A 26,486-nucleotide genomic window follows, 5' to 3' on the forward strand; every position below is an offset into this window, starting at 1 on the left:
CCGTAGCTCAATGGAATTACGGTGGGCTGCATAAATATTCAGACGGTCGGGCAGGTGCCCTCCCCTACCGGGCCATCTCCTCGCGGAGCGCGGCGAGGAAGCCGTCCACGTCCTGCTCGGTGGTGTCGTACGAGCACATCCAGCGCACGTCGCCCGCGGCCTCGTCCCAGAAGTAGAAGCGGTAGCGCTTCTGCAGACGCTCGCTCACATCGTGCGGCAGGCGGGCGAAGACGGCGTTGGCCTGGACGGGGTGGAGGATCTCCACGCCCTCCACCGCCCTGACGCCCTCGGCCAGGCGCTGCGCCATCGCATTGGAGTGGCGGGCGTTGCGCAGCCACAGGTCGCCCGCGAGCAGCGCCTCCAACTGCACCGAGATGAAGCGCATCTTGGACGCGAGCTGCATCGACAGCTTGCGCAGGTGCTTCATGTGGCGGACCGCGTCCGGAGAGAGCACCACGACGGCCTCACCGAAGAGCATGCCGTTCTTGGTGCCACCGAAGGAGAGGATGTCCACGCCCGCGGCGTTGGTGAACGCACGCATCGGGACGTCCAGCGCGGCGGCCGCGTTGGCGATACGGGCCCCGTCGAGGTGGACCAGCATGCCGCGCTCGTGCGCGTGGTCGCACAGGGCGCGTATCTCCTCCACCGTGTAGAGGGTGCCCAGCTCGGTGTTCTGGGCCAGCGAGACCACCTGCGGCATGGCGCGGTGCTCGTCGTCCCAGCCGAACGCCTCCCGGTCGATCAGCTCGGGGGTGAGCTTTCCGTCCGGGGTGGGCACGGTGAGCAGTTTCAGACCGCCGACCCGCTCGGGCGCTCCGCACTCGTCGACGTGGATGTGCGCGGTGTCGGCGCAGATCACCGCACCCCAGCGGTCGGTGAGCGCCTGCAGCGCGACGACGTTGGCCCCGGTGCCGTTGAAGACCGGGAACGCCTCGGCGCGCCGCCCGAAGTGGCTGCGGACGACGGACTGCAGATGCTCGGTGTACTCGTCCGCGCCGTAGGCGGACTGGTGACCGCCGTTGGCCACCGCCAGCGCCGCCAGGATCTCCGGGTGCGCGCCCGCGTAGTTGTCACTGGCGAAACCGCGGATGTCCGGATCGTGACGGCGCTTGGCGTCGGTGGCTTCGGTGGCCGGCTCCGCCTGGGGCCGGGCGGATCGGTTCAGGGGTTGGGCGTCAGCCACAGGCGGGTTCCGTTCAGCTCTTCGGCGGGCTTGTTCCAGGTGTCGACAACGGCCTTCGCGAGGTCCTTGACGTCCGTGAAGCCCGCGAACTTCGCGTTCGGCCGGTCGGCGCGCATCTGGTCGTGCACCAGTGCCTTGACCACCAGGATGACAGCGGCCGCCGGGGGGCCGTCCTCGCCCCCCGCCTTGCGGAAGGAGTCGCCGAGCGCCAGCGTCCATGCCTCGGCCGCCGCCTTGGAGGCCGCGTAGGCGGCGTTCCCGGCGGTCGGCTTGCTCGCGCCCAGCGCGCTGATCAGCAGGAACCGGCCATCGCCCGTGCGCTTGAGCGGGGCCTCGAACGCGAGGGAGGTGTGCTGGAGGGTGCGGACGAGGAGGTTGTGCAGGGTGTCCCAGTCGGCCAGGTCCGTCTCGGCGAACGACGAGGAACCACGCCAGCCGCCGACCAGATGCACCAGACCGTCGATACGGCCGAACTCCTTCTCCGTCTTGTCCGCCCACGCCCGGGTCTCCTCCAGGCTGAGCAGGTCGACGGTGTCCCCGGTGACGGTGGCTCCGCCATGGGCGAAGCGTGCGGCGTCCACCGCCTGCGCGAGGCGCTCGGCGTCCGCGTCGCACGCCACGACGGTGGCGCCCTCCTCCGCGAGCCGCAGCAGCGTGGCCTGCCCCGCGGGCCCGGCCGCGCCAGCGACCGCGATCACCCGCCCCTGCAGATCGCCCTCGCCGTTGCCCTCGTAGCCCCGCCGTGTCGTCGAGTCCGTGCTGCCTGTCATCTCCGTCGCCTCCTCGCGCTCCGACCCTCCGCTGTGCCCTGCGGGCGGCCCGCTCATGCGGCGGCGGCCCGGGCCGGACCGGCAGCGGTGATGCCCTGGGTCGATGCGATCACACTCCGCAGCTTCTTCGCGAGGGCCTCGTAGAACATGCTGAGCGGAAACTCGTCGGGCAGCACCTCGTCCACCAGCTTGCGCGGCGGAAGGGTCAGATCCAGCGCGTCCGGGCCCTTGGCCCAGGTGGAGCCGGGGTGCGGGGCCAGATAGGTGGAGACCAGCTCATAGGCCTTGAACCAGTGGACGATCTTGGGCCGGTCGATGCCGGCGCGGTAGAGCGTCTCGATCTCCTCGCGCAGCGCGACGGTCACCCGGCGGGCGCGGTCCCAGTCGATGGACAGCTTGTTGTCCCGCCAGCGCAGCGCGTCGTGCTGGTGGAGGTAGGCGAACAGCAGCTGCCCGCCGAGGCCGTCGTAGTTGCGCTTGCGCTCGCCGGTGACGGGGAAGCGGAAGAGCCGCTCCAGGAGCATCGCGTACTGCACGTCCCGCCCCTGCGGCACCCCGTCGGCCTCCAGCTTCACACCCTCGTGGAAGGCGGTCAGATCGCAGCGCAGCTCCTCCAGGCCGTACATCCAGAACGGCTGCCGCTGCTTGATCATGAAGGGGTCGAAGGGCAGGTCGCCGTGGCTGTGGGTGCGGTCGTGGACCATGTCCCACAGCACGAACGTCTGCTGGCAGCGCTCCTGGTCGGCGAGCAGCTGCTGGGCGTCCTCGGGGAGTTCGAGGCTGGTGACCTCGCAGGCGGCCTGGACGACGCGGCGGAAGCGGGCCGCCTCGCGGTCGCAGAAGATGCCGCCCCAGCTGAAGCGCTCGGGCGCCTCGCGCACGGCGATGGTCTCCGGGAAGAGCACGGCGGAGTGGGTGTCGTAGCCGGAGGTGAAGTCCTCGAAGGTGATGCCGCAGAACAGCGGGTTGTCGTAGCGGGTGCGCTCCAGCTCGGCCAGCCAGTCGGGCCAGACCATGCGCAGGACGACCGCCTCCAGATTGCGGTTCGGGTTGCCGTTCTGCGTGTACATCGGGAAGACGACCAGGTGCTGGAGGCCGTCGGCGCGGTTGTGCGCGGGCTGGAAGGCCAGCAGCGAGTCCAGGAAGTCGGGCACGCCGAAGCCGTCGTCGGCCCAGCGACGCAGATCGGTCACGACGTCCCGGTGGTACTCGGCGTCGTGCGGCAGCAGCGGGGAGAGCTCTTCCACCGCGGCCACGACGCGGTCCAGCTCGGTCCGGATCTCCTGGCGGTCGGGGGCGCCCTCGGCGTCGAAGTCGATCGAGCCGTCCTTGGCCTGGGCCGGGCGGATGGCCTCCACCGCGGTCTTCAGCGCCGACCAGGCGGGGTGTGCGGCCACACTCTCGGCAGCTCCGCCCGGTGACGGCGAAACGCCGCCCTGAGCGGGTGCGGGCGAAAGAATTTCCGTCATGTTGACCCCTCCACAGGAGAAACTAGCGTGCGGCCACCGTATCCGGATGAGCGGCTCGTCTCAAGGGGAGAACACAGAAGATTATCCTGCCGATCACGGGGGTAGGCCGTAGTTTTTCCGGCTCCCCACCGTTCAGACCATCTCCTTTTCCAGTTCTCCGGGGGTACCCACGGTGTCCGGCAGGATGCGGGGCGAAGCCCGCTAGTCTGGCGGCCCACCGTCGTCCCCGCACGAAAGCGAGAGCGCCGTGCCACTGCTGACCGTCGGACACCGCGGAGTGATGGGCGTCGAGCCCGAGAACACGCTGCGCTCCTTCGTCCGCGCCGAACGCGAAGGGCTCGACGTCCTCGAACTCGACCTGCATCTGAGCAAGGACGGCGAGCTGGTGGTGATGCACGACGCGGATGTCGCGCGCACGACCGACGGCAGCGGCCCGATCGGCGACTTCACCCTGGCCGAGCTGCGCGAGCTGGACGCCGGTCAGGGCGAGCGGGTACCCGTGTTCGAGGAGGTCGTGGACGCGGTACGCAGTCCGCTGCAGGCGGAGATCAAGGACCGCGCCGCCGCGCGGGTGCTCGCCGAGACCATCGAGCGGCGGCAGCTGCACGAGCGGGTGACCGTGATCTCCTTCCACGCCGAGGCGCTGCGCGAGACCCGCCGGCACCTGCCCGACATCCCGCTCGTACTGGTGGCGGGACGCTCCTCGCCCACCGCCCCCGAACGGGCCCAGGAGCTGGGCGCTGGCATGATCTCGCTGGAGCTGCAGCACATCGACGCCGAGATCGTGCGCAGGGCGCACGACGCCGGGATCGAGGTCATCAGCTGGACCGTCAACACCGACGAGGAGCTGGCCCGCGCCCGCGAGCTGGGACTGGACGGCGTGGTCACCGACATGCCCGCCGTTAAGCGGGCGGTGGAGCGTTCCGGCTGAGGCCGTCGCGGAGCCGTCCGCGGCGCCCGGTCACTCGCCCAGCGGCTTGACCAGTAGTTCGAAGGCCAGATCGGTGCGCTGCGGGATCCCGAAGCGCTCGTCACCGTAGGGGAAGGGGCTCAGCTCGCCGGTGCGGGTGTAGCCGCGCCGCTCGTACCAGGCGATCAGGTCCTCGCGCTGCCGGATCACCTGCATCTGCATCTGCTTGGCGCCCCACTCGGCACGCACCGTGCGCTCGGCCTCCGCCAGCACCGCGCGGCCGACCCCGCCGCCCTGCAGCCGGGGGCTGACGGCGAACATGCCGAAGTACGCCTCCTGGCCCCGGTGTTCGAGCTGGCAGCAGGCGATGACGACGCCGTCCCGCTCGACGACCAACATGATGCTCTTCGGGTCCCGGACCACGGCGGCGACCCCCTCCGGGTCGGTGCGCCGGCCGTCCAGCAGATCGGCCTCGGTGGTCCAGCCCGCACGGCTCGCCTCGCCCCGGTAGGCGGACTCCACGAGTTCGGTGAGGACGGGGATGTCCGCCTCGGTGGCGTGGCGGAAGGTCAGGGGCAGCTCGCCCCGCTGTGCGGTGTCGCTCATGTCCGCCGACCCTATCCGGCCCGGTCGCGGAACTAGAGTGCGGGCATGGTGCATGTTCTGAGCAGCCGGGTTCTGCTGCGGCCCACCGATCCGGACAGGTCGCGGGCCTTCTACGGCGAGACGCTCGGCCTGGAGATCGCCCGCGAGTTCGGTACCGGGCCCGAGCGAGGCACCGTCTATTTCCTGGGCGGCGGCTTCCTCGAGGTCTCCGGGCGCAGCGACCAGCCCCCGACCCCCTCCCTCCAGCTCTGGCTCCAGGTCGCCGACGCCTCCGCCGCGCACGAGGAGCTGCGCGCGGCGGGAGCCACGATCGTCCGACCGCCGGTCGAGGAGCCCTGGGGCCTGATCGAGATGTGGATCGCCGACCCGGACGGCCACCGCCTCGTCCTGGTCCAGATCCCCGCCGATCACCCACTGCGCTACCGGCCGGGCATCTGATCCGGACCGTGGTCCCGGCGGCTCGGCGTACCGGTCGACGGCGGGGCGCCCGGCGCGGTCATCGGGCAGGCACCGGGCACAGCGAGGCGAGCACGGCGATGCCCTCGGCGATCGCCGTGGGGGTGGCGGCCGCGTAGCCGAGGACGAGGCCGGGCCGGTCGGGCCGCTGGGTGTGCCAGGACAGCGGCTGGGTCTTGACGCCGAGTGCGAGGGCGCGGGCGGCCAGCTCGGTGTCGCGGACGCCCGGCGGCAAGGTGACCATCAGGTGCAGCCCCGCGGCGGCGCCGTGCACACGGGCGTGCGGCAACCGGGTGCGGATGGCCGCGATCATGGCATCACGACGGGCGCGGTGGCGGCGCCGGATGAGCCGCAGATGGCGTTCGAGGGCGCCCGATTCCATCAGCCTGGCCAGTACGAGCTGGGGCAGGGCGGCGTTGCCGAGGTCGGCGAAGCGTTTGGCGTCGGTCAGTGCTGTGCGGTAGCGGGCGGGAGCCAGCAGCCAGCCGACCCGGAGGGCGGGGGCGAGGAGTTTGGAGACGCTGCCGGAGTAGCAGACGTGCTCCGGGGCCATCGCCGCCAGCGCCGCCACCGGGGCGCGGTCGTAGCGGTGTTCGGCGTCGTAGTCGTCCTCGACGAGCAGGCCGCCCTCCCCCGCCCAGCGCAGCAGTTCCCGGCGGCGCTCACCGCCGAGGACGACACCGGTGGGGAACTGGTGCGCCGGGGTCAGCAGCACGGCGGGCGCCGCGGTGGCGCGGAGCGCGTCGACGCGTACGCCCTCGGAGTCGACGGGCACGGGCGGGGTCGTCAGCCCCCAGTTGTGCAGATGCTGGCGGGCGCCCAGGGAGCAGGGGTCCTCGACGGCGAGCCGGTCGACGCCCTCGGCGCGCAGCACCTGGGCCACCAGACCGAGTGCCTGCGCGGTGCCGGCAACGATGATGATCTCCTCGGGCTCGGCCGTGATGCCCCGGTTGACGCGCAGCCATCCGGCGACCGCGCGGCGCAGCGCGAGGGTGCCGCGCGGGTCGCCGTACCCCAGGTCGTCGGAGGCCAGTTCGGCCAGCACGGCCCGTTCGGCCCGCAGCCAGGCGGTACGGGGGAACGCGGCGAGGTCCGGCTGGCCCGGGGACAGGTCGATACGGGCGGGCGCGGCACGGAAGGCGTCGAAGGCGTCGGTGCCGGGCGGGGTGTCGAACACACCGGTGGCCGCCGGACCGCCGGTGGCGGCGCTCCCGGCGGGGTTCGCCGGACCGGACGCCCCGTTCAGCGGGGTGGCGGCGACCACGGTGCCCGCACGACCCCGGCCCACCACGTGGCCGTCCTCGACCAGACGGCGGTAGGACTCGGTCACCACGCCCCGAGACACCTGGAGGTCGGCGGCCAGGACGCGGGTGGCGGGCAGCCGGCTGCCGGTGGGCAGCCGGCCGTCGGCGATGGCGCGTCTGATCTCCCCGACGAGCCAGTCGGACAGCCCGCCCTTGGGTGCCTGGTCGGCGGTGAGCTGGAGGAAGTCGGAGGCGGCGGGAGCGTCCGGACCCCCTTTCACCGTCCCGCATTTGGTCCTGTCGACCGAAGATCCTTTGGCTCTGTTCACCAGCCCATTGTGCCGGGAGGGTCAAGGCATGGAGTTTCTGCTGACCGCACTGGTGGTCGTCGTGACGCCCGGCACCGGTGTCCTGTGCACCCTCGCGGCCGGGCTCTCGCACGGCAGACGAGCCGGTCTGCTGACCGCCCTCGGCTGCACCCTCGGCACCCTCCCGCAGGCGCTGGCGGCGGTCACCGGTCTCGCCGCGCTGCTGCACGCCGGTTCGGTGGCGTTCCAGGTCCTCAAGTACCTGGGCGTCGGCTATCTGCTCTGGATGGCCTGGAGCACACTGCGGGAGGCGTCCGCGCCGGCGGTGCCGGAGGGGGACGACGAGGCCCGGGGTGCTCAGCGCCCGGCGTCGCGGATCATCGTGTCCGCCGTACTGCTCAATGTTCTCAATCCGAAGCTGACACTCTTCTTCATGGCGTTCCTGCCCCAGTTCGTCCGGGAGGACGACCCGCACGCGCTGTGGCGGATGGCGGAACTGAGCGCCGTGTTCGTGCTGCTGACCATGGTGGTCTTCGCCGGCTACGGACTGGCGGCGGCGACCATGCGCGCCCACGTCGTCGCACGGCCGCGGGTGGTGCGCTGGATGCGCCGGGTCTTCGCCGGTACGTTCGCCGCGCTCGGTGCCCGACTCGCCTTCTTCTGACCACACCACCGGCCCTCACAAGGAGAGAGCAACCATGCACTTCGAGCACTCCCCGCAGCTGTGGCGGGACTTCCCCCGACTGGTGCCCGGCGTGCTGCACGCCAAGGGCATCACGGCCGATGCGGCCGTCGAGGGCGACGTGGAGCGGCTGTCCGCACGGGCGGCGGCCCGCAACGCACACGACGGGGGCCAGGAGAGCGCGCTGCCGCAGATCCAGGCGTGGCGGCGGGCCTTCGCGACGCTGGGGCTCAAGCCGACCCAGTACCGCTGCGCGGCCGAGTCGCTGCTGCGGCGCTTCCGCAAGGAGGGCTCCCTGCCGGGCATCCACCCGCTGATCGACCTGTGCAACGCCGCCTCGCTCGCCTTCGCGATCCCGGTGGGCGTCTTCGACCTGGCGCGGATCACCGGCGATCTGCGGGTGCGGCACGCCGAGGGCGACGAGGTCTACGAGACCTTCAGCGGCAGCGAGGAGCACCCCGAACCCGGCGAGGTGATCTTCGCCGACGACGCGGGCCGGGCGCACGCGCGGCGCTGGACCAACCGGCAGAGCGGCCACTCCGCCGTGCGGGAGGAGACGGCCGAGGTACTGATCATCGCCGAGGGCCTGCATGAGAAAGCGCCGGATGAGGTGGCGGAGCTGATGGACGTTGTGGCCGACGCGCTGCGCGCCCACTGGGCGGTCGTCCCCCGCGCGGCGGTGCTCACCCGGTCGGTCCCCCGGTTCGAGCTGTAGCCGTCCGGCTGCGCCACCGTTGTGCGGCGCAGCCGGGCGGCGGCCGGGTTCAGCGGATCGGCATGCCCGAGAGGGTGCGGGCGATGACCAGGCGCTGGATCTCGCTGGTGCCCTCGAATATGGAGTAGATCGCCGCGTCCCGGTGCATCCGCTCGACCGGGTACTCACGGGTGTAGCCGTTGCCGCCGAGGAGTTGGATGGCCTGGGCCGTCACCTTCTTGGCCGTCTCACTGGCGAACAGCTTGGACATGGAGCCCTCGGCCGACTCGAACTTACGGCCCGTCACGCCCATCCAGGAGGCCCGCCACACCAGCAGCCGTGCGGCGTCCACGCTGGTGCGCATGTCCGCGAGTTGGAAGGCGACCCCCTGGTTGTCGATGACGGGGCGGCCGAACTGCTCGCGGGTCTTGGCGTATTCGAGCGCGACCTCGTAGGCGGCGCGAGCGGTGCCGACCGCCATGGCGCCGACGGCGGGGCGGGACGCCTCGAAGGTGGCCATGGCCGCGTTCTTGACCCTCTCGCCGCTGCCCTGCTCGGCCCGCTCGCGGGCGCGGGCCAGCCGCTCGTCCAGCTTCTCCTTGCCGCCGAGCAGGCAGTGTCCGGGCACCCGGACGTCGTCGAGGACGACTTCGGCGGTGTGCGAGGCGCGGATTCCGTGCTTCTTGAACTTCTGGCCCTGCGCCAGACCCGGGGTGCCCGGCGGGACGATGAAGGAGGCGTGGCCCTTGGAGCCGAGTTCGGGGTCGACGCCGGCGACGACGACATGCACATTGGCGATGCCGCCGTTGGTCGCCCAGGTCTTGGTGCCGTTGAGCACCCACTCGTCCTTGGCCTCGTCGTAGACGGCCCGGGTGCGCATGGAGGCCACGTCGGAGCCGGCGTCGGGTTCGGAGGAGCAGAAGGCGGCGACCTTCACATCGTTGGCGTCGCCGTACATCTGCGGTATCCAGGTGCCGATCTGCTCCTCGGTGCCGTTGGCGAGCACCCCGACGGCGGCCAGACCGGTACCGACGATGGACAGCGCGATTCCCGCGTCGCCCCAGAACAGCTCCTCCATCGTCATGGGGATGCCGAGCCCGGTGGGGTCGAAGTACTGCTGGGCGTAGAAGTCGAGCGAGTACAGACCGATCTTGGCGGCCTCCTGGATGATCGGCCAGGGGGTCTCCTCGCGCTCGTCCCACTCGGCGGCCGCGGGGCGCATCACATCGGCGGCGAACCCGTGGAGCCAGCTTCGGACTTCCTTCTGGTCGTCGTTGAGATCCAGTGCGAACTCGGTCTCGGCCATCGTCGGGGTCCTCCGCCTGTCTCCGGAATTCGTTACCATCGGTAATCCGCAGTCTGTTACCCGTGAGTAGCACCTGTCAACTCCCGTTCGCCCAGGCGTTCGCGCACGTGAGGGTGTTACGTTGCGGCGGGGAAATCGCAGACAGGGGCGGGGAGACACACCATGGGGACCGCACGGCAGGCCGACCGGGCCGACAGTACCGAGCAACGCCGCAGACAGCTGTTGGAGGCCGCCGAGCGAGTCGTGCTGCGCGACGGTCCCGGGGCCTCCATGAACGCCATCGCCGCCGAGGCGGGCATCACCAAGCCCATTCTCTACCGGCACTTCGGCGACAAGGGCGGCCTCTACCGCGCACTCGCCATCCGGCACACCGACGCCCTGCTGGCTTCCCTGCGCGCCGCACTCGACGCCCCCCGCGAGCGGCGCGAGCGCGTCGAGGCGACCCTGGACACCTATCTGGCCGCCATCGCGGCCCATCCGCAGGTCTACCGGTTCCTGATGCATCCGGCCGAGGACTCCTCCAGCAGCGAGCGCGGGTTCGACGTGGGACAGCACTCGGCACCGCTGCTGCGGCGGCTGGGCGAGGAGCTGGCCAAGGTGATCGCCGAACGGCTCGACCTGGGGCCCGAGAGCGAGGAACTGGCCCGGGTGTGGGGGCACGGCATCGTCGGCATGATGCATGCCGCCGGTGACTGGTGGCTGCGGGAAAAGCCGTGCGACCGGGCCCGATTGGTACGGCACCTGGCGGATCTGCTGTGGGGACGGCTCGCAGCCGCGGGCGACCGCGTGGGCGGACCCCGCTTCTGAGCCCCCTCCCGCTTTGCTGGTCAGGGGTGCCCGGCGCGTCGTCCGCAGCCTGCGGGCCCCCGTGGCTGGTCGCGCACTTCCCCGCGCCCCTTCACGCCCCTTATCGGATGCGCCCTCCCGCCTTGCGGAGCGTGCGGCGGCGGGTCCATCCCGTGAGCCGGTCCGTGTAGACGCTGCCCTCCAGATGGTCGTACTCGTGCTGCAGGCAGCGCGCGAAGTAGCCGGTGCCCTCGATCCGCACCGGAGCCCCGGCCGCGTCCTCGCCCTCGACGACGGCCACGTCGGCGCGCCGGGTGGGGGCCTCCAGCCCGGGCAGCGAGAGGCAGCCCTCGGGGCCGCGCACGGTCACCCCGTCCATGCGCACCATACGGGGATTGACCACATACCCACGGTGACGGCGGTCCTCGTCGTCCGGGCAGTCGAAGACGAACACCCGCAGCGGTACGCCGATCTGGCAGGCGGCCAGCCCCACCCCGTGGGCCGCGTACATCGTCGCGTACAGGTCCTCCACCAGCCTCGGCAGCCTGCCGCGGTCCTCGGCCGCCACCGGGCGGCTGGGAGTGTGCAGCACCGGGTCGCCGTACGTCCGCAGCGGGTGTACGGCACCCGAACCGCCGGGAATGGGGCCGCGTCGCATGGCAGTCAGCGTACGCCCGGCGACGCATTGTCGATCTTCCCAGGGGTGGCGCGGTCGGGGCCCCGGCAGGATCTCGGTAGGCTTCTCTTCATGCGCGAGGGGCAAGGAGGTTCAGACACGATGGCAGGCAACACGGAGCCGCTGTCGCCACGGTCCCGGCTGGCCGTGACGGCGGGCAGGGCAGCCGCGGCGGTGTCGCGGGCTGCGGGCCGCGGCAGCGGGTCGGTGATCGGCGGCAAGGTAGCGCTCAGGCTCGACCCTGACCTGCTGCAACGGCTTGCCCAGCACCTGGACGTGGTCCTGGTGTCCGCCACCAACGGCAAGACGACGACCACCCGGCTGATCGCCGAGGCGCTGCGCGCCAACGGCGAGGTGGTCTCCAACGCGCTGGGCGCCAACATGCCTGCCGGTATCACCTCGGCGCTGGCCGGCGGCTCGGACGCGCGCTACGGCGTCATCGAGGTGGACGAGAAGTACCTTGCCGGCGTGGCCAGGGACGTGACCCCGAAGGCCATAGCGCTGCTGAACCTCTCCCGTGACCAGCTCGACCGCGCCGGCGAGACGCGGATGCTCGCCGAGCGGTGGCGCGAGGGCCTCTCGGGGCAGAAGGCCGTCATCATCGCCAACGCCGACGACCCGCTGGTGGTCTGGGCGGCCTCCTCCTCCCCCAATGTGGTGTGGGTGGCCGCAGGCCAGGAGTGGAAGGACGACGCCTGGTCCTGCCCGGCCTGCGGCGGCGTGATGCAGCGCCCCGGCGACGACTGGTTCTGTGCCGAGTGCGGCTTCCGCCGCCCCCTCCCCACCTGGGCGCTGTCCGGCGATCACGTACTGGATCCGCACGGCTCCGCCTGGCCCATCCACCTCCAGCTCCCCGGCCGCGCCAACAAGGCGAACGCCGCCACTTCCGCCGCCGTGGCCGCCGCCTTCGGGGTGCCGCCGCAGGTCGCGCTGGAGCGGATGTACGCGGTCAAGGCCGTCGCCGGACGGTACGACGTGGTGCAGTACCAGGGCCGGGACATGCGGCTGCTGCTGGCCAAGAACCCCGCCGGATGGCTGGAGACGTTCTCCCTGATCGACCCGCCGCCGACCCCGGTGATCCTCTCGGTGAACGCCCGCAGCGCGGACGGCACCGACACCTCGTGGCTGTGGGACGTGGACTACGGGCGGCTGGCCGGGCACCCCATCTGCGTCCTCGGCGACCGCAAGCTGGACCTCGCGGTGCGGCTGGAGGTCGCGGGGGTCCCCTTCCAGGTGTGCGAGAGCCCCGAGGACGCGGTACGCAGGTGCCCGCCGGGGCGGATCGAGACCATCGCGAACTACACCGCGTTCCAGGACCTGCGCCGCGCCGTCGGCAACTGATCACCCGTATCTTGGGGTTCCGGGCCGTCGCGCGCCCGACCCATCGATCCGCTCAAGGAGACTGGCGGCATGAGTGACACGAGTCTGCGTGTGGTCTGGGTCTACCCCGACCTGCTGAGCACGTACGGCGACCAGGGCAACGTGCTCGTGGTGGAGCGGCGGGCGCGGCAGCGCGGTCTGGACGTCCAGCGGCTGGACGTCCGCTCGGACCAGCCGATCCCGACGTCCGGTGACATCTATCTGATCGGCGGCGGGGAGGACCGGCCGCAGCGGCTGGCGGCCGAGCGGCTGCTGCGCGACGGCGGTCTGAACCGGGCCGTGGACAACGGTGCCATCGTCTTCGCGGTGTGCGCCGGCTACCAGATCATGGGCCACGAGTTCGTCAACGACCTCGGCGAGCGCTCCGCCGGGCTCGGGCTGCTGGACGTGGTCAGCAGCCGGGGCGAGGCCGAGCGGTGTGTGGGCGACGTCCTCGGCGAAGCCGACGACCAGCTGCGCCTCCCCGAGCTCACCGGCTTCGAGAACCACCAGGGCATCACCCACCTCGGCCCCGGGGTGCGCCCGCTCGCCCGGGTGCGGCTCGGCAACGGCAACGGCACGGGTGACGGCACCGAGGGTGCCTGGCGGGACACGGTCTTCGGGACGTACCTGCACGGCCCGGTGCTGGCCCGCAACCCGCAGATCGCGGATCTGCTGATCAAGCTGTCGCTCGATGTGAACGCGCTGCCACCGACCGACGACACCTGGTACGAGGCCCTGCGGCAGGAGCGGATCGCCGCCGCGACGCAGCCGGCCTGATCCTCCCACTCCGCGCCTGATCCTCCCACTCCGCGCGGCGCTTGTCCGGTGGCTCGTTCCCACCGGATCGAGTGACGGAACCGTCCGCTGAGGCCGCCCCCGTGAGGGCGGCCTCAGCGGGCGGTTCTAGTCTGGTGCGGGCTTATCGGTCGGTTGCGGGAGAGTTCGGATGGATCACGGCGGACACGGCATGACGATGGACCTACCGCCGTTCACGGTCGCGCGGGGCCTGGAGTTCACGGGCGAGCCGTTCTTCATGGTGGGGTGCCTGCTGGCGCTGGCGCTCTACGGCTGGGGCGTGGTGCGGCTCCGGCGCAGGGGCGACACCTGGCCGGTGGGGCGCACCGTCGGCTTCGCGGTCGGTGTGGCGACGGTGGCGCTGGTGATGTGCACCGCGCTCAACGAGTACGGCATGGTGCTCTTCAGTGTGCACATGGTGCAGCACATGGTGATCAGCATGCTGTCGCCGATCCTGTTGCTGCTCGGCGCCCCCGTCACGCTCGCGCTACGGGCGCTGCCCTCGGCGGCCCGCAGCCAGGGGATGCGCAAGGGGCCGCGCGAGGTGCTGGTGGCACTGCTGCACAGCCGCTACGTGCGGGTGATCTCGCATCCGGCGTTCACCATCCCGCTGTTCATCGCGAGCCTGTACGCGCTGTACTTCACCCCGCTGTTCGACTTCCTGATGGGCTCCAAGGCCGGGCACATCGCGATGATGGTGCACTTCCTCGCCGTCGGCCTGGTCTTCTTCTGGCCGATCATGGGCGTGGACCCGGGCCCGCACCGCCCCGGCTATGTGATGCGGATGCTGGAGCTGTTCGCGGGAATGCCGTTCCACGCCTTCTTCGGCATCGCGCTGATGATGGCCTCCGAGCCGATGGTGGAGACCTACGCCGATCCGCCCGCCTCGCTGGGGGTGAGCGCGCTCTCGGACCAGACGGCGGCCGGGGGCATCGCCTGGGCGTTCAGCGAGATCCCCTCGGTGCTGGTGCTGATCGCGCTGGTGTTCCAGTGGTATGTGACCGAGCAGCGCCAGGCCCGCCGCCGGGACCGCAAGGCCGACCGGGACGGCGACAAGGAACTGGCCGACTACAACGCCTACCTCGCCTCCTTGCAGACCCGGGGATGAGAGCACACACCGCCGCCGGGCGCCCGTAGGGGCGCGTGGCGGCGGCTGACACGGGCGCATTGAGGTGCGCAGTGGCGCACGGGGCCGCGAGCGAGGGACCATGGGGACCTGGCCGCGGCCCTTGTGCGTGCGCGACCGTGCGTCCCGGGGCCGCCGGGAGGAGGACGGTGTTGTGATGTCTGGGCTGACGCGCATGCCGGTGTCCGCGAAGGCGATGACCGTCTGCACGGTCGTCGGTCTCGTGGTGGTGACGGCGTACACCGCGGCGCTGGGGAGCAGCGGGTGGCTGTGGTTCTGCTGGGTGGTACTGGGCCTGGTCACCCTTGGTGTGTTCGCCACCCGTGAGTGACAGGACGCGAGGGCAGGCCGTGACACGACAGTCGGGCCCCGCGGTCCGCCCCTGGCAGGGGTGGACCGCGGGGCCCGACCGCTACGGACCGTATCGGGGAGGAGCAGCCGACCGTCGGCTGCCGTCAGCTGCCGACGCCGAACTCCGCCAGGAACGCCTTGTCGAACGCCTCCAGGTCGTCCGGCTTGCGGCTGGTGATCAGCTTGTTGTTGCCCCCGTCGCAGACCTTGACCTGCTCGTCGACCCAGGTGCCACCGGCGTTGCGGATGTCGGTACGCAGGCTGGGATAGGAGGTCAGGGTGCGGCCGCGCACCACGTCGGCCTCGACCAGGGTCCAGGGCGCGTGACAGATCGCCGCGACGGGGAGACCCGAGTCGAAGAAGCCCCGCACGAATGCGACGGCCTGCTCGTCGGTGCGCAGCAGGTCCGGGTTGGCGACACCACCGGGCAGTACGAGCCCGTCGAAGTCGCCGGGTGCGGCCTGCGGGACGAGTTGGTCGACGGGGAAGGTGTCGGCCTTGTCCAGATGGTTGAACGCCTGGACGGTGTCGCCTCGGGTGGAGAGCAGCACAGGCGTACCGCCCGCGTCCTTGACGGCGTCCCAGGGGTCGGTCAGCTCGATCTGTTCGGCGCCCTCGGGCGCGACGAGAAAGGCAACACGCACGTGCCTCACGTCCTTTCCGTCATCTCGTGTGCGCTCCAGCGGGTCCCCACTGAGCGCACACCTATGCGTGGGGGCGCGGCTGTCCAGGAGCAGGCGCGCACCGGCGCGGGACGGCGCGGACCTGCGCTTCAGCGCCCCTTTCGGGCCATCCCTCGCACGCCCGGAGCCGGCCGGGAAAAAAATCGGACGGCGATGTCGAGAATCGGCTTCCGGCTCCGTCCCAGGGGTGAACGCGACCACAATGGGCCGCACGAGCACCGAGGAGAGCCACGATGGCCAAGTATCTGCTGCTGAAGCACTACCGAGGCGCCCCGGCCGCGATCAACGACGTGCCGATGGACCGGTGGAGCCCCGAGGAGATCTCGGCACACATCCAGTACATGAACGACTTCGCGGCCCGGCTGGAGAAGACCGGCGAGTTCGTCGACGGCCAGGCACTCGCCCCCGAGGGAGCCTGGGTCCGCTACGACGGCGAGGGACGCCCGCCGGTCACCGACGGACCCTTCGCGGAGACCAAGGACCTCATCGCCGGCTGGATGGTCATCGACGTCGACAGCTACGAACGCGCCGTCGAACTGGCCGGAGAGCTGTCGGCCGCCCCCGGCGCCGGCGGCAAGCCGATCCACGAGTGGCTGGAACTGCGCCCGTTCCTGACCGAACCGCCCACCATCACCGAGTGACACCACCGATGGACGAGGCCTTGCCCAGGAGCCTCACGCCGAGCGTGATCGCCGTCCTCGTCCGCCGCGGAGCCGACTTCGCGGCGGCCGAGGATGCCGTGCAGGACGCTCTGGTCGAGGCGCTCCGGGTCGGGGCGGCCGACCCGTCCCCGTCCTCTTCGGGCAGCGGGCACCCGGTGCGGGACACCAAGGGCTGGCTGGTCACCGTGGCCTGGCGCAAGTTCCTCGACGCGACGCGCGCCGACGCCGCCCGCCGCCGGCGTGAGAAACGCGTCGAGGAGGAGCCGGCTCCCGGGCCGCCGCCCGCGGTGGACGACACCCTCCAGCTCTACTTCCTGTGCGCCCACCCGTCGCTGACCCCGGCCTCGGCGGTCGCGCTCACGCTGCGCGCCGTCGGCGGGCTGACCACCCGCCAGATCGCCCAGGCCTATCTGGTGCCCGAGTCGACCATGGCGCAACGGATCAGCCGGGCCAAGCGCACCGTCTCCGGTGTGCGTTTGGACCGGCCCGGCGATGTCGCCACCGTGCTGCGCGTCCTCTACCTGGTCTTCAACGAGGGCTACTCCGGCGATGTCGATCTGGCCGCCGAGGCCATCCGGCTCACCCGGCAGCTCGCGGCCCGCATCGATCACCCCGAGGTGGCCGGGCTGCTCGCCCTCATGCTGCTCCACCACGCCCGGCGGGCCGCCCGGACCGCGTCCGACGGCAGCCTGGTGCCGCTCGCCGAGCAGGACCGCGGCCGGTGGGACACCGCATTGATCGCCGAGGGCGTCGGGATCCTGCAGGCGGCCCTGGCCCGTGACCGGCTGGGCGAGTTCCAGGCCCAGGCCGCGATCGCGGCGCTCCACGCCGACGCGCCGACCGCCGAGGAGACCGACTGGGTGCAGATCGTCGAGTGGTACGACGAGCTCACGCGCCTGACCGACAGTCCGGTCGTCCGGCTCAACCGCGCGGTCGCCGTCGGGGAGGCCGACGGACCGCGCGCCGGCCTGGCGGCGCTCTCGGAGCTGGACGCCTCTTCCCCGAGCTCCCGGCTGCGCTCGTCGAGCGGGGGACACCCTGTTCCCCGCCACACCGCGGTGGCGGCGTACCTCCATGAGCGCGACGGCGACCTGGCGACGGCGGCACGGCTGTACGCCGAAGCGGCGCACAAGGCACCCAACCTCGCCGAGCGCGACCACCTGATGCGCCAGGCCGCCCGGCTCAACGCCCGCCGGGACCGCTGACGCTGATTCCCCGTCGGAAGCGGTGGCCGTCAGCCCTCCTCGGCGCCGGGCTGCTTGCCCGTCGGCAGCACCGGGTGCCTGCCGAGGATGAAGACTCCCACGACCACGGCCACCAGCCCGGCGACCTCACCCGCCAGGGCACCCGGTGTGAGCCGGATGGAGTCCCCCAGGAAGCCGATGCCGCAGGCGATCCCGGCCAGCGGCTCGGAAGCCGTCAGGGAGGGCAGCGACATCCGCAGCGGCCCGCCCTCGAAGGCGCTCTGCACCAGCACCAGCCCGACCACGGCGAGGACGACGATGGTGTACGGCTGCCAGCTCGTCAGCAGACCACCCAGCCCGGAGGAGCTGTAGATCCCGCCGGAGACCCGGGTCAGGGCGTCCTGGAGCCCGTAGAGCGCTCCGGCCGCGGTCGCCAGCAGGGGTGGTTCCTTGAAGAGTTCGAGCCGGCGTGCGACGAGCACCAGGACGGCAGCGATCCCGGCCAGCAGTCCGAAGATCAGCCAGTGCCGCAGGGGGCCCGCGTCGCGGTCCGTGCCCTCCGGTCGGCCCGCCACGATGAAGGCGGTCACTCCCCCGCTGAGCAGCACCACCCCGGCCCAGCCGGACCAGCCGAGCCGCTGGCTGCTCAGCCGCCGTGCGAAGAGCATCGCGAACAGCAGGTTCGTCGCGAGCAGCGGTTCGATGGTGGACAGGTCGCCCTGTGTCAGGGCGAACGCGCTGGTGAGCTGACCGACCACCATGCTGCCGATGCCCAGCAGCCAGCGCGGAACGCGCACCAGGTCGAGCAGCAGCCGGAAGGAGAGCACATCGGCGGTCGGGGCGCGGGAGGCGGCGTCCTGTTGCAGCACGAAACCCAGCCCGAGGAAACAGGCGGCGACCAGCCCGTAGACGTAGAGAGTCACGGGGCCCCTTTCCACCGACCGGACGGTGCGAGTGCGTCGAGGGCGTGCGCACGCCTGTCCACGCCGTCCGCCTGGGAACAGCGCCGCCGAGACTAGGCGCCGGTGCGGGCGGACACCACGACACCCGCCCCGGCAGCGGGCGGCACGCCCCCTAAGCATGAAAGCGCCAGGGCCGAATGGCGCCCGGCGCCCGGCCGGGCCCGCCCGCGAGTACGTCCGGTGAAGCGCGCGGCGAGGACGCCTCTAGCCGGCGGCGGCAGCATGGGGCCGACGTGGATCCTCATCCCACCAGGCAGGAGCTCGAACGGGACGTGAACAAGGACATGACAGTCGGCCCCTTCCCCAGGGAGCGCCGGCACACCGCCTTCTTCCTCCGGGAGCTCCGCGGCTTCGCACCGGTGTTCCTGGGCGCCGAGATCGACATGACCGCCGTACGGCGCCACCAGCGGGACGCGGCAGCGCACGGCGGCAGCTGCTCGACCGTCGCCTATGTGCTGTACACGGCGGCACGGGTGCTGGCCGCCCACCCCGAGGCCAATGCCGCGCTCCGCGGCCGGCTGCGCCCCCGGGTGGCCCGCTACGGCACGGTGGCCGGCAAGCTGACGCTGGACAAGCGGCTCGGCGGGCGCCGCGTGGTCCTCTCCGCCGTGCTGCCCGGTCTGCACACGATGAGCCTGCGCGACATCGCCGGGCAGATCGCACACCACCGCGACGGCGACCCGGAGCGGATGCCCGAGTACGCCGGCGTGCGCGCTCTGCATCACCTCCCGGGACCGCTCGGGCACCTCGCCTACCGGCTGGCCACCCGGCCGCTGCGCCGCCGGATCACCACCAACGGCACGTTCTCCGTGACCTCGCTGGGCCACCGGCCGGTCACCTCGTTCCACTCGTCCGGTGGCACCACGATCACGCTGGGCCTGGGCGGTGTGGCCGAGCGCCCGGTGGTACGCGACGGGAGGATCGCCGTCGCACCGGTACTGCCGCTGTCCCTCACCTTCGATCACCGGGTGATCGACGGCGCCGAGGCGGCGGACGTGCTCAGCGATCTCAAGGAGGCTTTGGAGAGCTTCGGCGATTTTGGTGATGTCTCCGCATCCGTCTCACAACCGTCTCAAAAAAACGGTGTCACTTTTTGAGATGGCGGTACACCGTCGCCCGGGACACCCCGAGCCGCGCCGCGATCGAGTCCACCGAGTGCTCACCCGAGGCGTACAGCGTCCGGGCGAGGTCGGCGTCCTCCTCGGACAGTGATCTGGGGCGCCCGCCGCGCCCCTTGCGCGCCCCCGGGGCCGACTCCGGCAGCAGACGCCAGGCACCGGCCAGCAGGTGGTCCCGCAGCACGTCGTTGGACAGCTGCGGCATCAGCGCGACCGGGTCGGTGACGGCCGAGACGGCCTGCGCCACGGCGATGCGCTCGGGGACGCCCGCCTCGGCCCCGGCCGCGACCTCGATGCCGTGCTCCATCGTCCGCAACAGCCGGTTGAAGGAGTCGGAAGGCGTCGCAGGCAGCTCTTTCAGCAGGGTGACCAGGGTGTTGCGGTAGCGCAGGAAGACATCCAGCCAACCGGTTATCAGCGTGCCCCGCACCGCACCGATGCCACCGGAGGACTCCTGGGCCGCCGCGTCGTCCAGCACCTGCTCCAGCTCGGCCGTCATCGGGTCGAGCAGATCACCGAGGAGCTCGACCTTCGAGGAGAAGTGGTAGTACAGCGCGGCCTTGGTGATGCCCACCCGGTCGGCGACCTCCTGCAGGGCCGTCGCGTGGTAGCCGCGCTCCACGAACAGCCGCTCCGCCTCGTGCAGGATCCGCTCCCGCGTACTTGTCTGCTGATCCAATTTCCGCACCCCCGCTTACCTCCGGTCAGTTTTGCGCTACGCTCTACTTACCAAAGGTAGGCAGAACGGCAAGGAGCTTTGCAATGCTGACCAACGTTCCATCGCCCGGTGGTGATCCCGGTGTCGCGATCAGTATCCGCGACCTGGTGAAGACTTTCGGCGACACGACGGCGCTCGACCACCTTCAGCTGACGGCCCGCTCCGGCGAGGTCCACGGCTTCCTCGGACCGAACGGCGCCGGCAAGTCCACCACCATCAGGGTGCTGCTCGGGCTGCTGCGCAAGGACTCCGGAGAAGCCACCCTGCTCGGCGGCGACCCCTGGGACGAGGCGGTCGAGCTGCACCGCCGGCTGGCCTATGTGCCCGGCGACGTGAACCTGTGGCCGAACCTGACCGGCGGCGAGGCGATCGACCTGCTGGGATCCCTGCGCGGAGGGCTGAACGAGACCCGCAGGCGCGACCTGCTGGAGAAGTTCGCCCTCGACCCGGGCAAGAAGATGCGCACCTACTCCAAGGGCAACCGGCAGAAGGTCGCCCTGGTGGCGGCCTTCTCCTCCGATGTGGAGCTGTACATCCTCGATGAGCCGACCTCCGGGCTCGACCCGCTGATGGAGGCCGTCTTCCAGGAGTGCGTCCAAGAGCTCCGCGAGGCAGGCAAGACGATCCTGCTCTCCAGCCACATCCTCGCCGAGGTGGAGAAGCTGTGCGACCGGGTGAGCATCATCCGGGAGGGACGCACGGTCGAGTCCGGCACCCTTTCCGAGCTGCGCCATCTGACCCGTACCGCGCTCGAGGTGGAGACCGAGACGCCTCCGACCGATCTGCAGGCGCTGCCCGGCGTGCACAAGCTGTCCGTGGAGGGCCACCACGCCAAGTTCGAGGCGGACACCGCCCAGCTCGGTGAGGTGCACCGGCACCTGGCCACACTCGGGGTCCGGTCGCTGACGAGCGCACCGCCCACCTTGGAGGAGCTGTTCCTGCGCCACTACGGCGAACAGAAGGCCACCGAGCCCGCCGACACCGTGGTGGGTGCCCGGTGAGGGCGCTGACCGGGACCGGTGTACTGACCCGGCTGGCGTTGCGGCGCGACCGTCTCCGGCTGCCGCTGTGGGTGGTCGGGCTCGCCGCGCTGTTCGCCTCCATCGGCAACAGCATCTCCGGGCTCTACGAGACCGACGCCGCACGGCTGGAGAACGCCCAGGTGCGCGCGGACAACGTGGTCACCCGGGCGTTCACCGGCCCGGCGCCCGGCAGCAGCACCGGCGCGCTGACCGTGTCGGAGGGGCTGGTGTTCACCTGCGTCCTCGTGGCGCTGATGAACATCCTGCTCGTGGTCCGGCACACCCGGCAGAACGAGGAACTGGGCCGGACCGAACTGGTGGGTTCCGCGGCCGTCGGCAGGCACGCCCAGCTGACCGCTGCACTGCTGGTCGCCGGTCTCGCCAATGTGCTGCTCATCGTGCTCAGCACGCTGGCGCTGATCGGCATGGGGCTGCCCGCGGGCGGCTCGGCGCTGGCGGGCCTGGCGCTGGGCACGGTGGGGCTCGCCTTCGCCGGCCTCACGGCGGTCGCCGCCCAGTTGACCGAGAGCGCCCGCGCCGCGACCGGGCTGGGAGGTCTCGTGCTCGCCACGACATTTCTGCTGCGCGCCGCGGGAGACGCCTTCGGCAACACCGCCTCGGACGACATCACGGTGAACCCCGCATGGCCGAGCTGGATCTCGCCACTCGGCTGGGGCCAGCAGCTGCGGCCCTACGGTGAGAGCCGGGTGTGGCCGTTGGCGCTGCTCTTGCTGTGCAGCGCCCTCAGCGTGCTGCTCGCGGTGCGGCTGAGCGTCCACCGGGACGTCGGGACGGGCATGCTGCCCGCACGGCGCGGCGCGGTACGGGCGAGCTCCGCCATGCTGAAACCGATCGGGCTCGTGTGGCGGCTGCAGCGCGGACTGGTGCTCGGCTGGATGGTGGGCATCGCGGTCTTCGGCGCGGTCTTCGGCGGCATCGGTGACCAGGTCGACGATCTGTTCAGCAGTGAGAAGAGCGCCCAGTTCGTCCGTGACCTGGGCGGTGAGGGCGATCTGGTGAACGCGTACTTCGCGGGCATGATGGGGCTGCTCGCCGTGGTCGTCTCCGGCTTCACCGTGCAGGCGCTGATCCGGCTGCGCTCCGACGAGGAGAACGGGCCCACCGAGGCCGTACTCGCCACATCGGTGAGCCGGGCGCACTGGCTGCTGGCACACACGCTGATCGCCCTGCTGGGCACCGCGCTGGTGTTGGCCGTCCTCGGGCTCAGCACCGGCCTGGCGTACGGCGCGGTGTCGAATGATCTGACCGCCGCCCTGGGCGATCTGCTGGAGACGACGCTGGCACAGCTGGCACCGACCGCGGTGCTGGCGGGCTTCGCGCTGGCGGCCTTCGGGCTGCTCCCGCGGCTGGCGGCGACGGTCACCTGGGCGGCGTTCGCCGTCTGCCTGGTGATCGGTCAGTTCGGAACGCTGCTCAACCTGCCCGACGGGCTGCTCGACATCTCGCCCTACAGCCACCTGCCGAACATGCCCGCCGAATCGCTGACCGTGATGCCGATCGTGGTGATGGTGGTACTCGCCGGAGCGCTGACCGCGGTGGGCGTGGCGGGCTTCCGGCGCCGCAGTCTCGCGCTCGGCGGCTGACACACCAGGAGGAAGCAAAGCGGAGGTGAAGTGACGATGCAGGTCATCAAAGAGGTGGACCATCCGACGGGTCTGACCCGAAAAATGCTCAAACTGCCGGTTCACTTCTACCGGCTCGGCCTCGGCCGGCTGTTCGGTGACCGCCTGCTCATGGTCAACCACTGGGGGCGGGTCACCGGCAAGCGCTACCAGACGGTGGTGGAGGTGATCCGGCACGAGGAACGCGACGACAGCTATCTGATCGCCTCCGGCTGGGGGCCGGGCGCCGACTGGTACCGCAACCTGCTGCGGCGTCCCCGCACGACCGTCGAGGTCGACGGACAGACCAAGCAGGTGACCGCCGAACCGCTCCCCGCCGAAGAGGCGACGGAGATCATGACGGGATACTTCTGGCGTCACCGGGCCGTGGCCAAGCGAATGCTGCCCCGGCTCTACGGCTACTGGGTCGACGGCTCGAAGGCCGACTTCCACGAGGTCGCCGAGCGGGTGCCCGTCCTGCGGCTGGCCCCCGCCCGGCCGGCCCACTGAGGTGGCGGTGCGGTCCGCCCGCCCAGGGCGGGCCGCGCCACGTCGACACCCTCTCCTCCCCCAGCCCCGACCCGATACTTGCCCGACCCCGGCGAGCGGCCTCATACGAGGAACAGCGACACGGTGTCCGCCACGCAGGCCGGGCGCCGCTCGTTCTCGATCTGGACCGTCATCCGGACGGAGACCAGCCAGCCGCCGGGCACGCCCTGGGCGCCGGAGAGCTCGGCACCGCCGCGGACACGGGCCCCGACCTCGACCGGGCAGGGGAAGCGCACCTTCTCCAGCCCGAAGTTCACCCCGCTGCGAGCCCGTTCGACGGTGAAGACGGCCCGCATCATCGACGGCAACAGGCCGAGCGTCAGACAGCCGGGGTGGACAGTGCTCACGGCAGAACCCTCCGCGCCCGTGCGGAATCCGGGCTCCTGGGAGGAAAACCCCGCGGCTGCCGCAAACTTTTCCACCCGCTCCTCAGTGAGGTCGAACCATTCGCTGTAGCCGAGGTGTTCGCCTTTCGCTGAGACCAATTCGTCCAGCCCCGAGAAATTTCTCATGGCCACGATTCTGTGCACCGGAGCGTGGGCGTACAAGAGTTCGCTCCGGGCCCCGGCTCCGCTGTCAGCGCCCCGTCAGCCGGCTTTCAGCGAAGTGTCAGCGACCGGTCGGCCGGGCTCGGCGCGCTCCGTCCCCGGCCGGGCTGCCGCACAGGTGAGGGGCGGGCCCCCGGTGGCACCGTCACCGCCGAGACCCGCCCCTCACCTGTGTGCAGAGCGTCAGAAGAACAGCGAGTCACGCCGTTCGCGTGTTTCGTTGAGCGCGTGCTGGATGGTGTCCTTGACCTCGCCGGCGAGTTTTTCCACGACCCGGGCGTCGTCCGCCGCGTCCGCCGGAAAAGTGTCGGTGCCCACCGGGGCGTGAAAGCGGATGGTCCATTTCGTCGGCATGGGCACCAGACCCAGCGCGCCGAGCAAGGGGAAAGTGGGCGTGATGGGGAAATACGGCAGGCGCAGCAGGCGTGCCAGGGTGCGGGACTCGCCGATCATCGGGTAGATCTCCTCGGCACCGACGATCGAGCAGGGCACCATCGGGCACCCGGTGCGCAGCGCGGCGGCGGCGAAACCTCCGCGTCCGAAGCGCTGCAGGCGGTAGCGGTCCTCGAAGGGCTTGCCCAGTCCCCGGTAGCCCTCCGGCATGACGCCCACGAGCGCGCCGGTCCCGAGCAGCCGCATCGCGTTCTCGGGGCAGGCGCGGACGTGCCCCAGTTTGCGGACGAGGTCCCGGACCACGGGATAGGAAAAGGCCAGGTCCGCCGCGAGCAGGCGCAGGTTGCGGTGTGCCGTGTGGTGGTCGCGGATGGCCAGTTGCAGCATGAGCGCGTCCAGCGGGAGGGTGCCGCTGTGGTTGGCCACCACCAGGGCGGCGCCGTCCGCCGGTATGTGCTCCAGACCGGAGACCTCGACCCGGAAGTACTTCTCGTACAGCGGACGGAGGGCGGGCAGCAGCGCCTCGTCGACCAGTGCGGGGTCGAACCCGAAGTCGTCGACGGCGCCTTCGTCGGAGGACAGTCGCCCGTACAGCTCCATGCCGTGGGCAAGGAGCTCCTTGAACACGTCGGCCGGCAGCGAGGCCTGTTCGCCCGCTCCGGACGCGTTGTTGCCTCTCGTCTCCCGCTCCGCTCGCGGGTCGCGGCCGCTCGGCGAAACGGGCAGCTCCTCGTCCTGTGGCATGCGCTCTCCTCACTGAGTGGTCGCTGTCCCTGTGGTCTGGTCGTGCGTGGGCGCCGCGGCGCGACGGTCGCCACCGCCGCGCCGCGGGCCTCGATCCCGTACCGAACCGGGCCGTACCGTGCGTCTTCGTCCGGGACGCCGCCGCGTCAGGACCGCGCCGCCGCGCGGTCCTCGGACCAGCCTTCCACCTCCTCGGCGGCGGGGACCGCCTCGCCGTTGCCTTTGGCCCGGCCGTTGCCGTTGCCGTTGCCGTTGGCGCTGCCATGACCGTTGCCGTTGGCGTTGGCATTGCCGTTGGCGCTGCCGTTGCCGTTGGCGTGCGAGCCGTTCCGGGAGCGGCCGTTGGAGCGGGCGGGGGCCCGACGCTTGGTCTCGGCCGCTGCCGGGCGCTGGTCCGGCTGCCCGGAGCCGGCCTCGTCGGTGGCCATGTCCAGGTCGCCGACCATGCCGTCGGACAGCTCCGCTGCGCCGACCACGCCCTCGCGGCGCTCCCTGGCCTCCCTCAGCAGCCTGGCGCGGGTCTTGATGAACTTGGCGTTCATCTCGTCCACGGGGATGAACTTGTTGACCCCACCGCCGCTGATCCTGGGCTCCTGACGCGCCATGATCTTGTAGTCCTGCGGGTCCTGGACGTACTTCTCCAGGTAGCACTGGAGCGTCGACATGGCCCGTCGCAGCTTCTCATGCCGCAGGATCGGCTTGAGCTGGGGGAACTCGTAGACGCGGAAGATGTGTTCGGTGTGGTCGTCGTCGATGGGTGAGAACCACGACGTCGTCGCGAACGCCTCGGTCTCCACGTGCACCATGCACGGGAACGAGAAGGTGATGACGTAGTGGATGCTCCGCTCGGGGTTGTCCTCCTCCCCGTGGTCGAACGAGTAACGGAAGGTCATCCCGTCGTCGTCCGTCTCCACGTGGTGATTGTGGATCATGGTGGCTTTGAGGTAGTTCTCCTTGCCGTCCAGCCCGAACTTCTTCTTCGTTCCGTAGAGGAACATGAAGTCCAGCCAGTTCAGCCAGTGATCCCGGTGCACATACGTCACGTGGTAGAACTCTTGGACACTTTCGATGTACCGCGTGTAGTGCACCGGTTTGTTCCACGAGATGGTGTCGTAGACCCGGTCGTTCTCCTTGATCTCGCGGGGCGCGATGATCTCCGGGAGTTCACTCTCCGGCCGGTCGTCGCCCCACCACACCCAGATCAGGCCGTGCTTCTCCCGGACCGGGTAGACCGGCACCTTCAACGATCCCGGGATCCGGGCGTCCCTGCCCATCGCCGGAGTCAGGGTGCACTTGCCCTCGGGGTTGAACAGGAAACCGTGGTAAGGGCATTCGATCGCGTTGCCCTTCATCCGGCCGTCACCGAGCCAGGCTCCCTTGTGCGGGCACCGAGCTCCCTGGCAGACCACGTTCCCGTCGAGGTCGCGCCAGAGCACCAGCTCCTCACCGAGACGGCGGATGCCTTTCGGTTTCTTGTCGGTGACATCCCCGGATATAGCCACGGGATACCACATATCGGGAATCATGCAGTCCCTCTCTCTTTCGAGTTTCCCGCCG

At 70.9% G+C, this 26,486-nt stretch carries 28 protein-coding genes; 15 read left to right on the forward strand and 13 right to left on the reverse strand.

Annotation, left to right across the window (positions count from 1 at the left end):
* Positions 1 to 64: 64 nt before the first annotated feature.
* The 3 genes from JW613_RS19185 to JW613_RS19195 are packed head-to-tail and all read right to left on the reverse strand — an operon-like array spanning position 65 to position 3,422.
* Positions 65 to 1,165 carry a threonine aldolase family protein gene (locus JW613_RS19185; RefSeq protein WP_209212186.1) on the reverse strand — a complete coding sequence of 367 codons (1,101 nt, stop codon included), beginning with the start codon at positions 1,163 to 1,165 and terminating at the stop codon, positions 65 to 67.
* The gene (locus JW613_RS19190) at positions 1,162 to 1,953 is read right to left on the reverse strand and encodes an SDR family NAD(P)-dependent oxidoreductase (RefSeq protein WP_209212051.1); all 792 of its coding nucleotides are present in this window, start codon (positions 1,951 to 1,953) and stop codon (positions 1,162 to 1,164) included. Before JW613_RS19190 ends, JW613_RS19185 begins: the two co-directional genes overlap by 4 nt.
* Before the next feature lie 53 nt (positions 1,954 to 2,006).
* Complete coding sequence (locus tag JW613_RS19195) at positions 2,007 to 3,422, reverse strand: DUF6421 family protein (RefSeq protein ID WP_209212052.1); 1,416 nt, start codon at positions 3,420 to 3,422, stop codon at positions 2,007 to 2,009.
* A gap of 247 nt (positions 3,423 to 3,669) precedes the next feature.
* On the opposite strand from JW613_RS19195, the gene JW613_RS19200 reads away from it, so the two are divergent.
* Positions 3,670 to 4,353 (forward strand): glycerophosphodiester phosphodiesterase, encoded by a 684-nt coding sequence (locus JW613_RS19200; RefSeq protein WP_209212053.1) that lies wholly within the window; start codon positions 3,670 to 3,672, stop codon positions 4,351 to 4,353.
* A gap of 30 nt (positions 4,354 to 4,383) precedes the next feature.
* Here JW613_RS19200 and JW613_RS19205 read toward each other — a convergent pair whose 3' ends face one another.
* The gene (locus tag JW613_RS19205; RefSeq protein WP_209212054.1) at positions 4,384 to 4,938 is read right to left on the reverse strand and encodes a GNAT family N-acetyltransferase; all 555 of its coding nucleotides are present in this window, start codon (positions 4,936 to 4,938) and stop codon (positions 4,384 to 4,386) included.
* 45 nt (positions 4,939 to 4,983) lie between these two features.
* On the opposite strand from JW613_RS19205, the gene JW613_RS19210 reads away from it, so the two are divergent.
* Complete coding sequence (locus tag JW613_RS19210) at positions 4,984 to 5,376, forward strand: VOC family protein (protein ID WP_209212055.1); 393 nt, start codon at positions 4,984 to 4,986, stop codon at positions 5,374 to 5,376.
* A 58-nt stretch (positions 5,377 to 5,434) separates the two neighbouring features.
* Here the strand turns inward: JW613_RS19210 and pdxR are convergent, their stop codons facing one another.
* Complete coding sequence (gene pdxR, locus JW613_RS19215; protein ID WP_307865946.1) at positions 5,435 to 6,919, reverse strand: MocR-like pyridoxine biosynthesis transcription factor PdxR; 1,485 nt, start codon at positions 6,917 to 6,919, stop codon at positions 5,435 to 5,437.
* Between the two features lie 76 nt (positions 6,920 to 6,995).
* On the opposite strand from pdxR, the gene JW613_RS19220 reads away from it, so the two are divergent.
* Both JW613_RS19220 and JW613_RS19225 read left to right on the forward strand, forming a co-directional pair.
* On the forward strand, positions 6,996 to 7,610 hold the full coding sequence (locus JW613_RS19220) for a LysE family translocator (RefSeq protein WP_209212057.1): 615 nt from the start codon (positions 6,996 to 6,998) through the stop codon (positions 7,608 to 7,610).
* Positions 7,611 to 7,644: 34 nt separating this feature from the next.
* On the forward strand, positions 7,645 to 8,343 hold the full coding sequence (locus tag JW613_RS19225) for a B3/B4 domain-containing protein (protein ID WP_209212058.1): 699 nt from the start codon (positions 7,645 to 7,647) through the stop codon (positions 8,341 to 8,343).
* Positions 8,344 to 8,392: 49 nt separating this feature from the next.
* Here the strand turns inward: JW613_RS19225 and JW613_RS19230 are convergent, their stop codons facing one another.
* Positions 8,393 to 9,628: an acyl-CoA dehydrogenase family protein gene (locus JW613_RS19230; RefSeq protein WP_209212059.1), complete on the reverse strand. Its 1,236-nt coding sequence runs from the start codon at positions 9,626 to 9,628 to the stop codon at positions 8,393 to 8,395.
* Positions 9,629 to 9,790: 162 nt separating this feature from the next.
* Between JW613_RS19230 and JW613_RS19235 the strand changes: the two genes are divergently transcribed.
* Entirely contained in the window at positions 9,791 to 10,435 is a 645-nt protein-coding gene (locus JW613_RS19235) for a TetR/AcrR family transcriptional regulator (RefSeq protein WP_099878076.1), read from the forward strand.
* Between the two features lie 100 nt (positions 10,436 to 10,535).
* Here JW613_RS19235 and def read toward each other — a convergent pair whose 3' ends face one another.
* On the reverse strand, positions 10,536 to 11,072 hold the full coding sequence (def, locus tag JW613_RS19240) for a peptide deformylase (protein ID WP_209212060.1): 537 nt from the start codon (positions 11,070 to 11,072) through the stop codon (positions 10,536 to 10,538).
* A 120-nt stretch (positions 11,073 to 11,192) separates the two neighbouring features.
* Here def and JW613_RS19245 point away from each other — a divergent pair, with 120 nt between their 5' ends.
* The 4 genes from JW613_RS19245 (at position 11,193) to JW613_RS19260 (ending at position 14,704) form a co-directional block, all read left to right on the forward strand.
* Positions 11,193 to 12,431 (forward strand): Mur ligase family protein, encoded by a 1,239-nt coding sequence (locus tag JW613_RS19245; protein WP_099878081.1) that lies wholly within the window; start codon positions 11,193 to 11,195, stop codon positions 12,429 to 12,431.
* Between the two features lie 69 nt (positions 12,432 to 12,500).
* Positions 12,501 to 13,229, forward strand: coding sequence for a type 1 glutamine amidotransferase (locus JW613_RS19250; protein WP_099878084.1), 729 nt, complete (start codon positions 12,501 to 12,503; stop codon positions 13,227 to 13,229).
* 169 nt (positions 13,230 to 13,398) lie between these two features.
* Positions 13,399 to 14,355: a cytochrome c oxidase assembly protein gene (locus tag JW613_RS19255; protein ID WP_209212061.1), complete on the forward strand. Its 957-nt coding sequence runs from the start codon at positions 13,399 to 13,401 to the stop codon at positions 14,353 to 14,355.
* Positions 14,356 to 14,530: 175 nt separating this feature from the next.
* Positions 14,531 to 14,704: a hypothetical protein gene (locus tag JW613_RS19260; protein WP_180289490.1), complete on the forward strand. Its 174-nt coding sequence runs from the start codon at positions 14,531 to 14,533 to the stop codon at positions 14,702 to 14,704.
* 124 nt (positions 14,705 to 14,828) lie between these two features.
* On the opposite strand, the gene JW613_RS19265 is transcribed toward JW613_RS19260, so the two are convergent.
* Positions 14,829 to 15,368, reverse strand: a complete 540-nt coding sequence (locus JW613_RS19265) for a type 1 glutamine amidotransferase domain-containing protein (protein WP_209212062.1) — start codon at positions 15,366 to 15,368, stop codon at positions 14,829 to 14,831.
* 272 nt (positions 15,369 to 15,640) lie between these two features.
* Between JW613_RS19265 and JW613_RS19270 the strand changes: the two genes are divergently transcribed.
* Together JW613_RS19270 and JW613_RS19275 are read left to right on the forward strand one after the other, a co-directional pair.
* Positions 15,641 to 16,048 carry a YciI family protein gene (locus JW613_RS19270; RefSeq protein ID WP_209212063.1) on the forward strand — a complete coding sequence of 136 codons (408 nt, stop codon included), beginning with the start codon at positions 15,641 to 15,643 and terminating at the stop codon, positions 16,046 to 16,048.
* 8 nt (positions 16,049 to 16,056) lie between these two features.
* Positions 16,057 to 17,274, forward strand: coding sequence for an RNA polymerase sigma factor (locus JW613_RS19275; RefSeq protein WP_209212187.1), 1,218 nt, complete (start codon positions 16,057 to 16,059; stop codon positions 17,272 to 17,274).
* Between the two features lie 29 nt (positions 17,275 to 17,303).
* Here the strand turns inward: JW613_RS19275 and JW613_RS19280 are convergent, their stop codons facing one another.
* On the reverse strand, positions 17,304 to 18,176 hold the full coding sequence (locus JW613_RS19280; RefSeq protein WP_307865947.1) for a DMT family transporter: 873 nt from the start codon (positions 18,174 to 18,176) through the stop codon (positions 17,304 to 17,306).
* Between the two features lie 323 nt (positions 18,177 to 18,499).
* Here JW613_RS19280 and JW613_RS19285 point away from each other — a divergent pair, with 323 nt between their 5' ends.
* Positions 18,500 to 19,312, forward strand: a complete 813-nt coding sequence (locus JW613_RS19285; RefSeq protein WP_209212188.1) for a 2-oxo acid dehydrogenase subunit E2 — start codon at positions 18,500 to 18,502, stop codon at positions 19,310 to 19,312.
* Here JW613_RS19285 and JW613_RS19290 read toward each other — a convergent pair.
* Positions 19,302 to 20,012, reverse strand: a complete 711-nt coding sequence (locus JW613_RS19290; RefSeq protein WP_209212065.1) for a TetR family transcriptional regulator — start codon at positions 20,010 to 20,012, stop codon at positions 19,302 to 19,304. The two genes, JW613_RS19285 and JW613_RS19290, sit on opposite strands and share 11 nt — an antisense overlap.
* A gap of 83 nt (positions 20,013 to 20,095) precedes the next feature.
* On the opposite strand from JW613_RS19290, the gene JW613_RS19295 reads away from it, so the two are divergent.
* The 3 genes from JW613_RS19295 to JW613_RS19305 are packed head-to-tail and all read left to right on the forward strand — an operon-like array spanning position 20,096 to position 23,205.
* Positions 20,096 to 21,052 carry an ABC transporter ATP-binding protein gene (locus tag JW613_RS19295; protein WP_099878105.1) on the forward strand — a complete coding sequence of 319 codons (957 nt, stop codon included), beginning with the start codon at positions 20,096 to 20,098 and terminating at the stop codon, positions 21,050 to 21,052.
* On the forward strand, positions 21,049 to 22,677 hold the full coding sequence (locus tag JW613_RS19300) for an ABC transporter permease (protein ID WP_209212066.1): 1,629 nt from the start codon (positions 21,049 to 21,051) through the stop codon (positions 22,675 to 22,677). The genes JW613_RS19295 and JW613_RS19300 overlap by 4 nt, the downstream gene beginning before the upstream one ends.
* Before the next feature lie 36 nt (positions 22,678 to 22,713).
* The gene (locus tag JW613_RS19305) at positions 22,714 to 23,205 is read left to right on the forward strand and encodes a nitroreductase family deazaflavin-dependent oxidoreductase (protein WP_209212189.1); all 492 of its coding nucleotides are present in this window, start codon (positions 22,714 to 22,716) and stop codon (positions 23,203 to 23,205) included.
* Between the two features lie 101 nt (positions 23,206 to 23,306).
* On the opposite strand, the gene JW613_RS36595 is transcribed toward JW613_RS19305, so the two are convergent.
* From JW613_RS36595 to JW613_RS19320, 3 genes are all read right to left on the reverse strand, one after another.
* Positions 23,307 to 23,591 (reverse strand): hotdog family protein, encoded by a 285-nt coding sequence (locus tag JW613_RS36595; protein WP_307865949.1) that lies wholly within the window; start codon positions 23,589 to 23,591, stop codon positions 23,307 to 23,309.
* 384 nt (positions 23,592 to 23,975) lie between these two features.
* Positions 23,976 to 24,929 carry a lysophospholipid acyltransferase family protein gene (locus tag JW613_RS19315; protein WP_209212068.1) on the reverse strand — a complete coding sequence of 318 codons (954 nt, stop codon included), beginning with the start codon at positions 24,927 to 24,929 and terminating at the stop codon, positions 23,976 to 23,978.
* 146 nt (positions 24,930 to 25,075) lie between these two features.
* Entirely contained in the window at positions 25,076 to 26,443 is a 1,368-nt protein-coding gene (locus tag JW613_RS19320) for a Rieske 2Fe-2S domain-containing protein (protein ID WP_209212069.1), read from the reverse strand.
* Positions 26,444 to 26,486: the final 43 nt, after the last annotated feature.

Source organism: Streptomyces smyrnaeus (assembly GCF_017676345.1).
Lineage (GTDB): Bacteria > Actinomycetota > Actinomycetes > Streptomycetales > Streptomycetaceae > Streptomyces > Streptomyces smyrnaeus.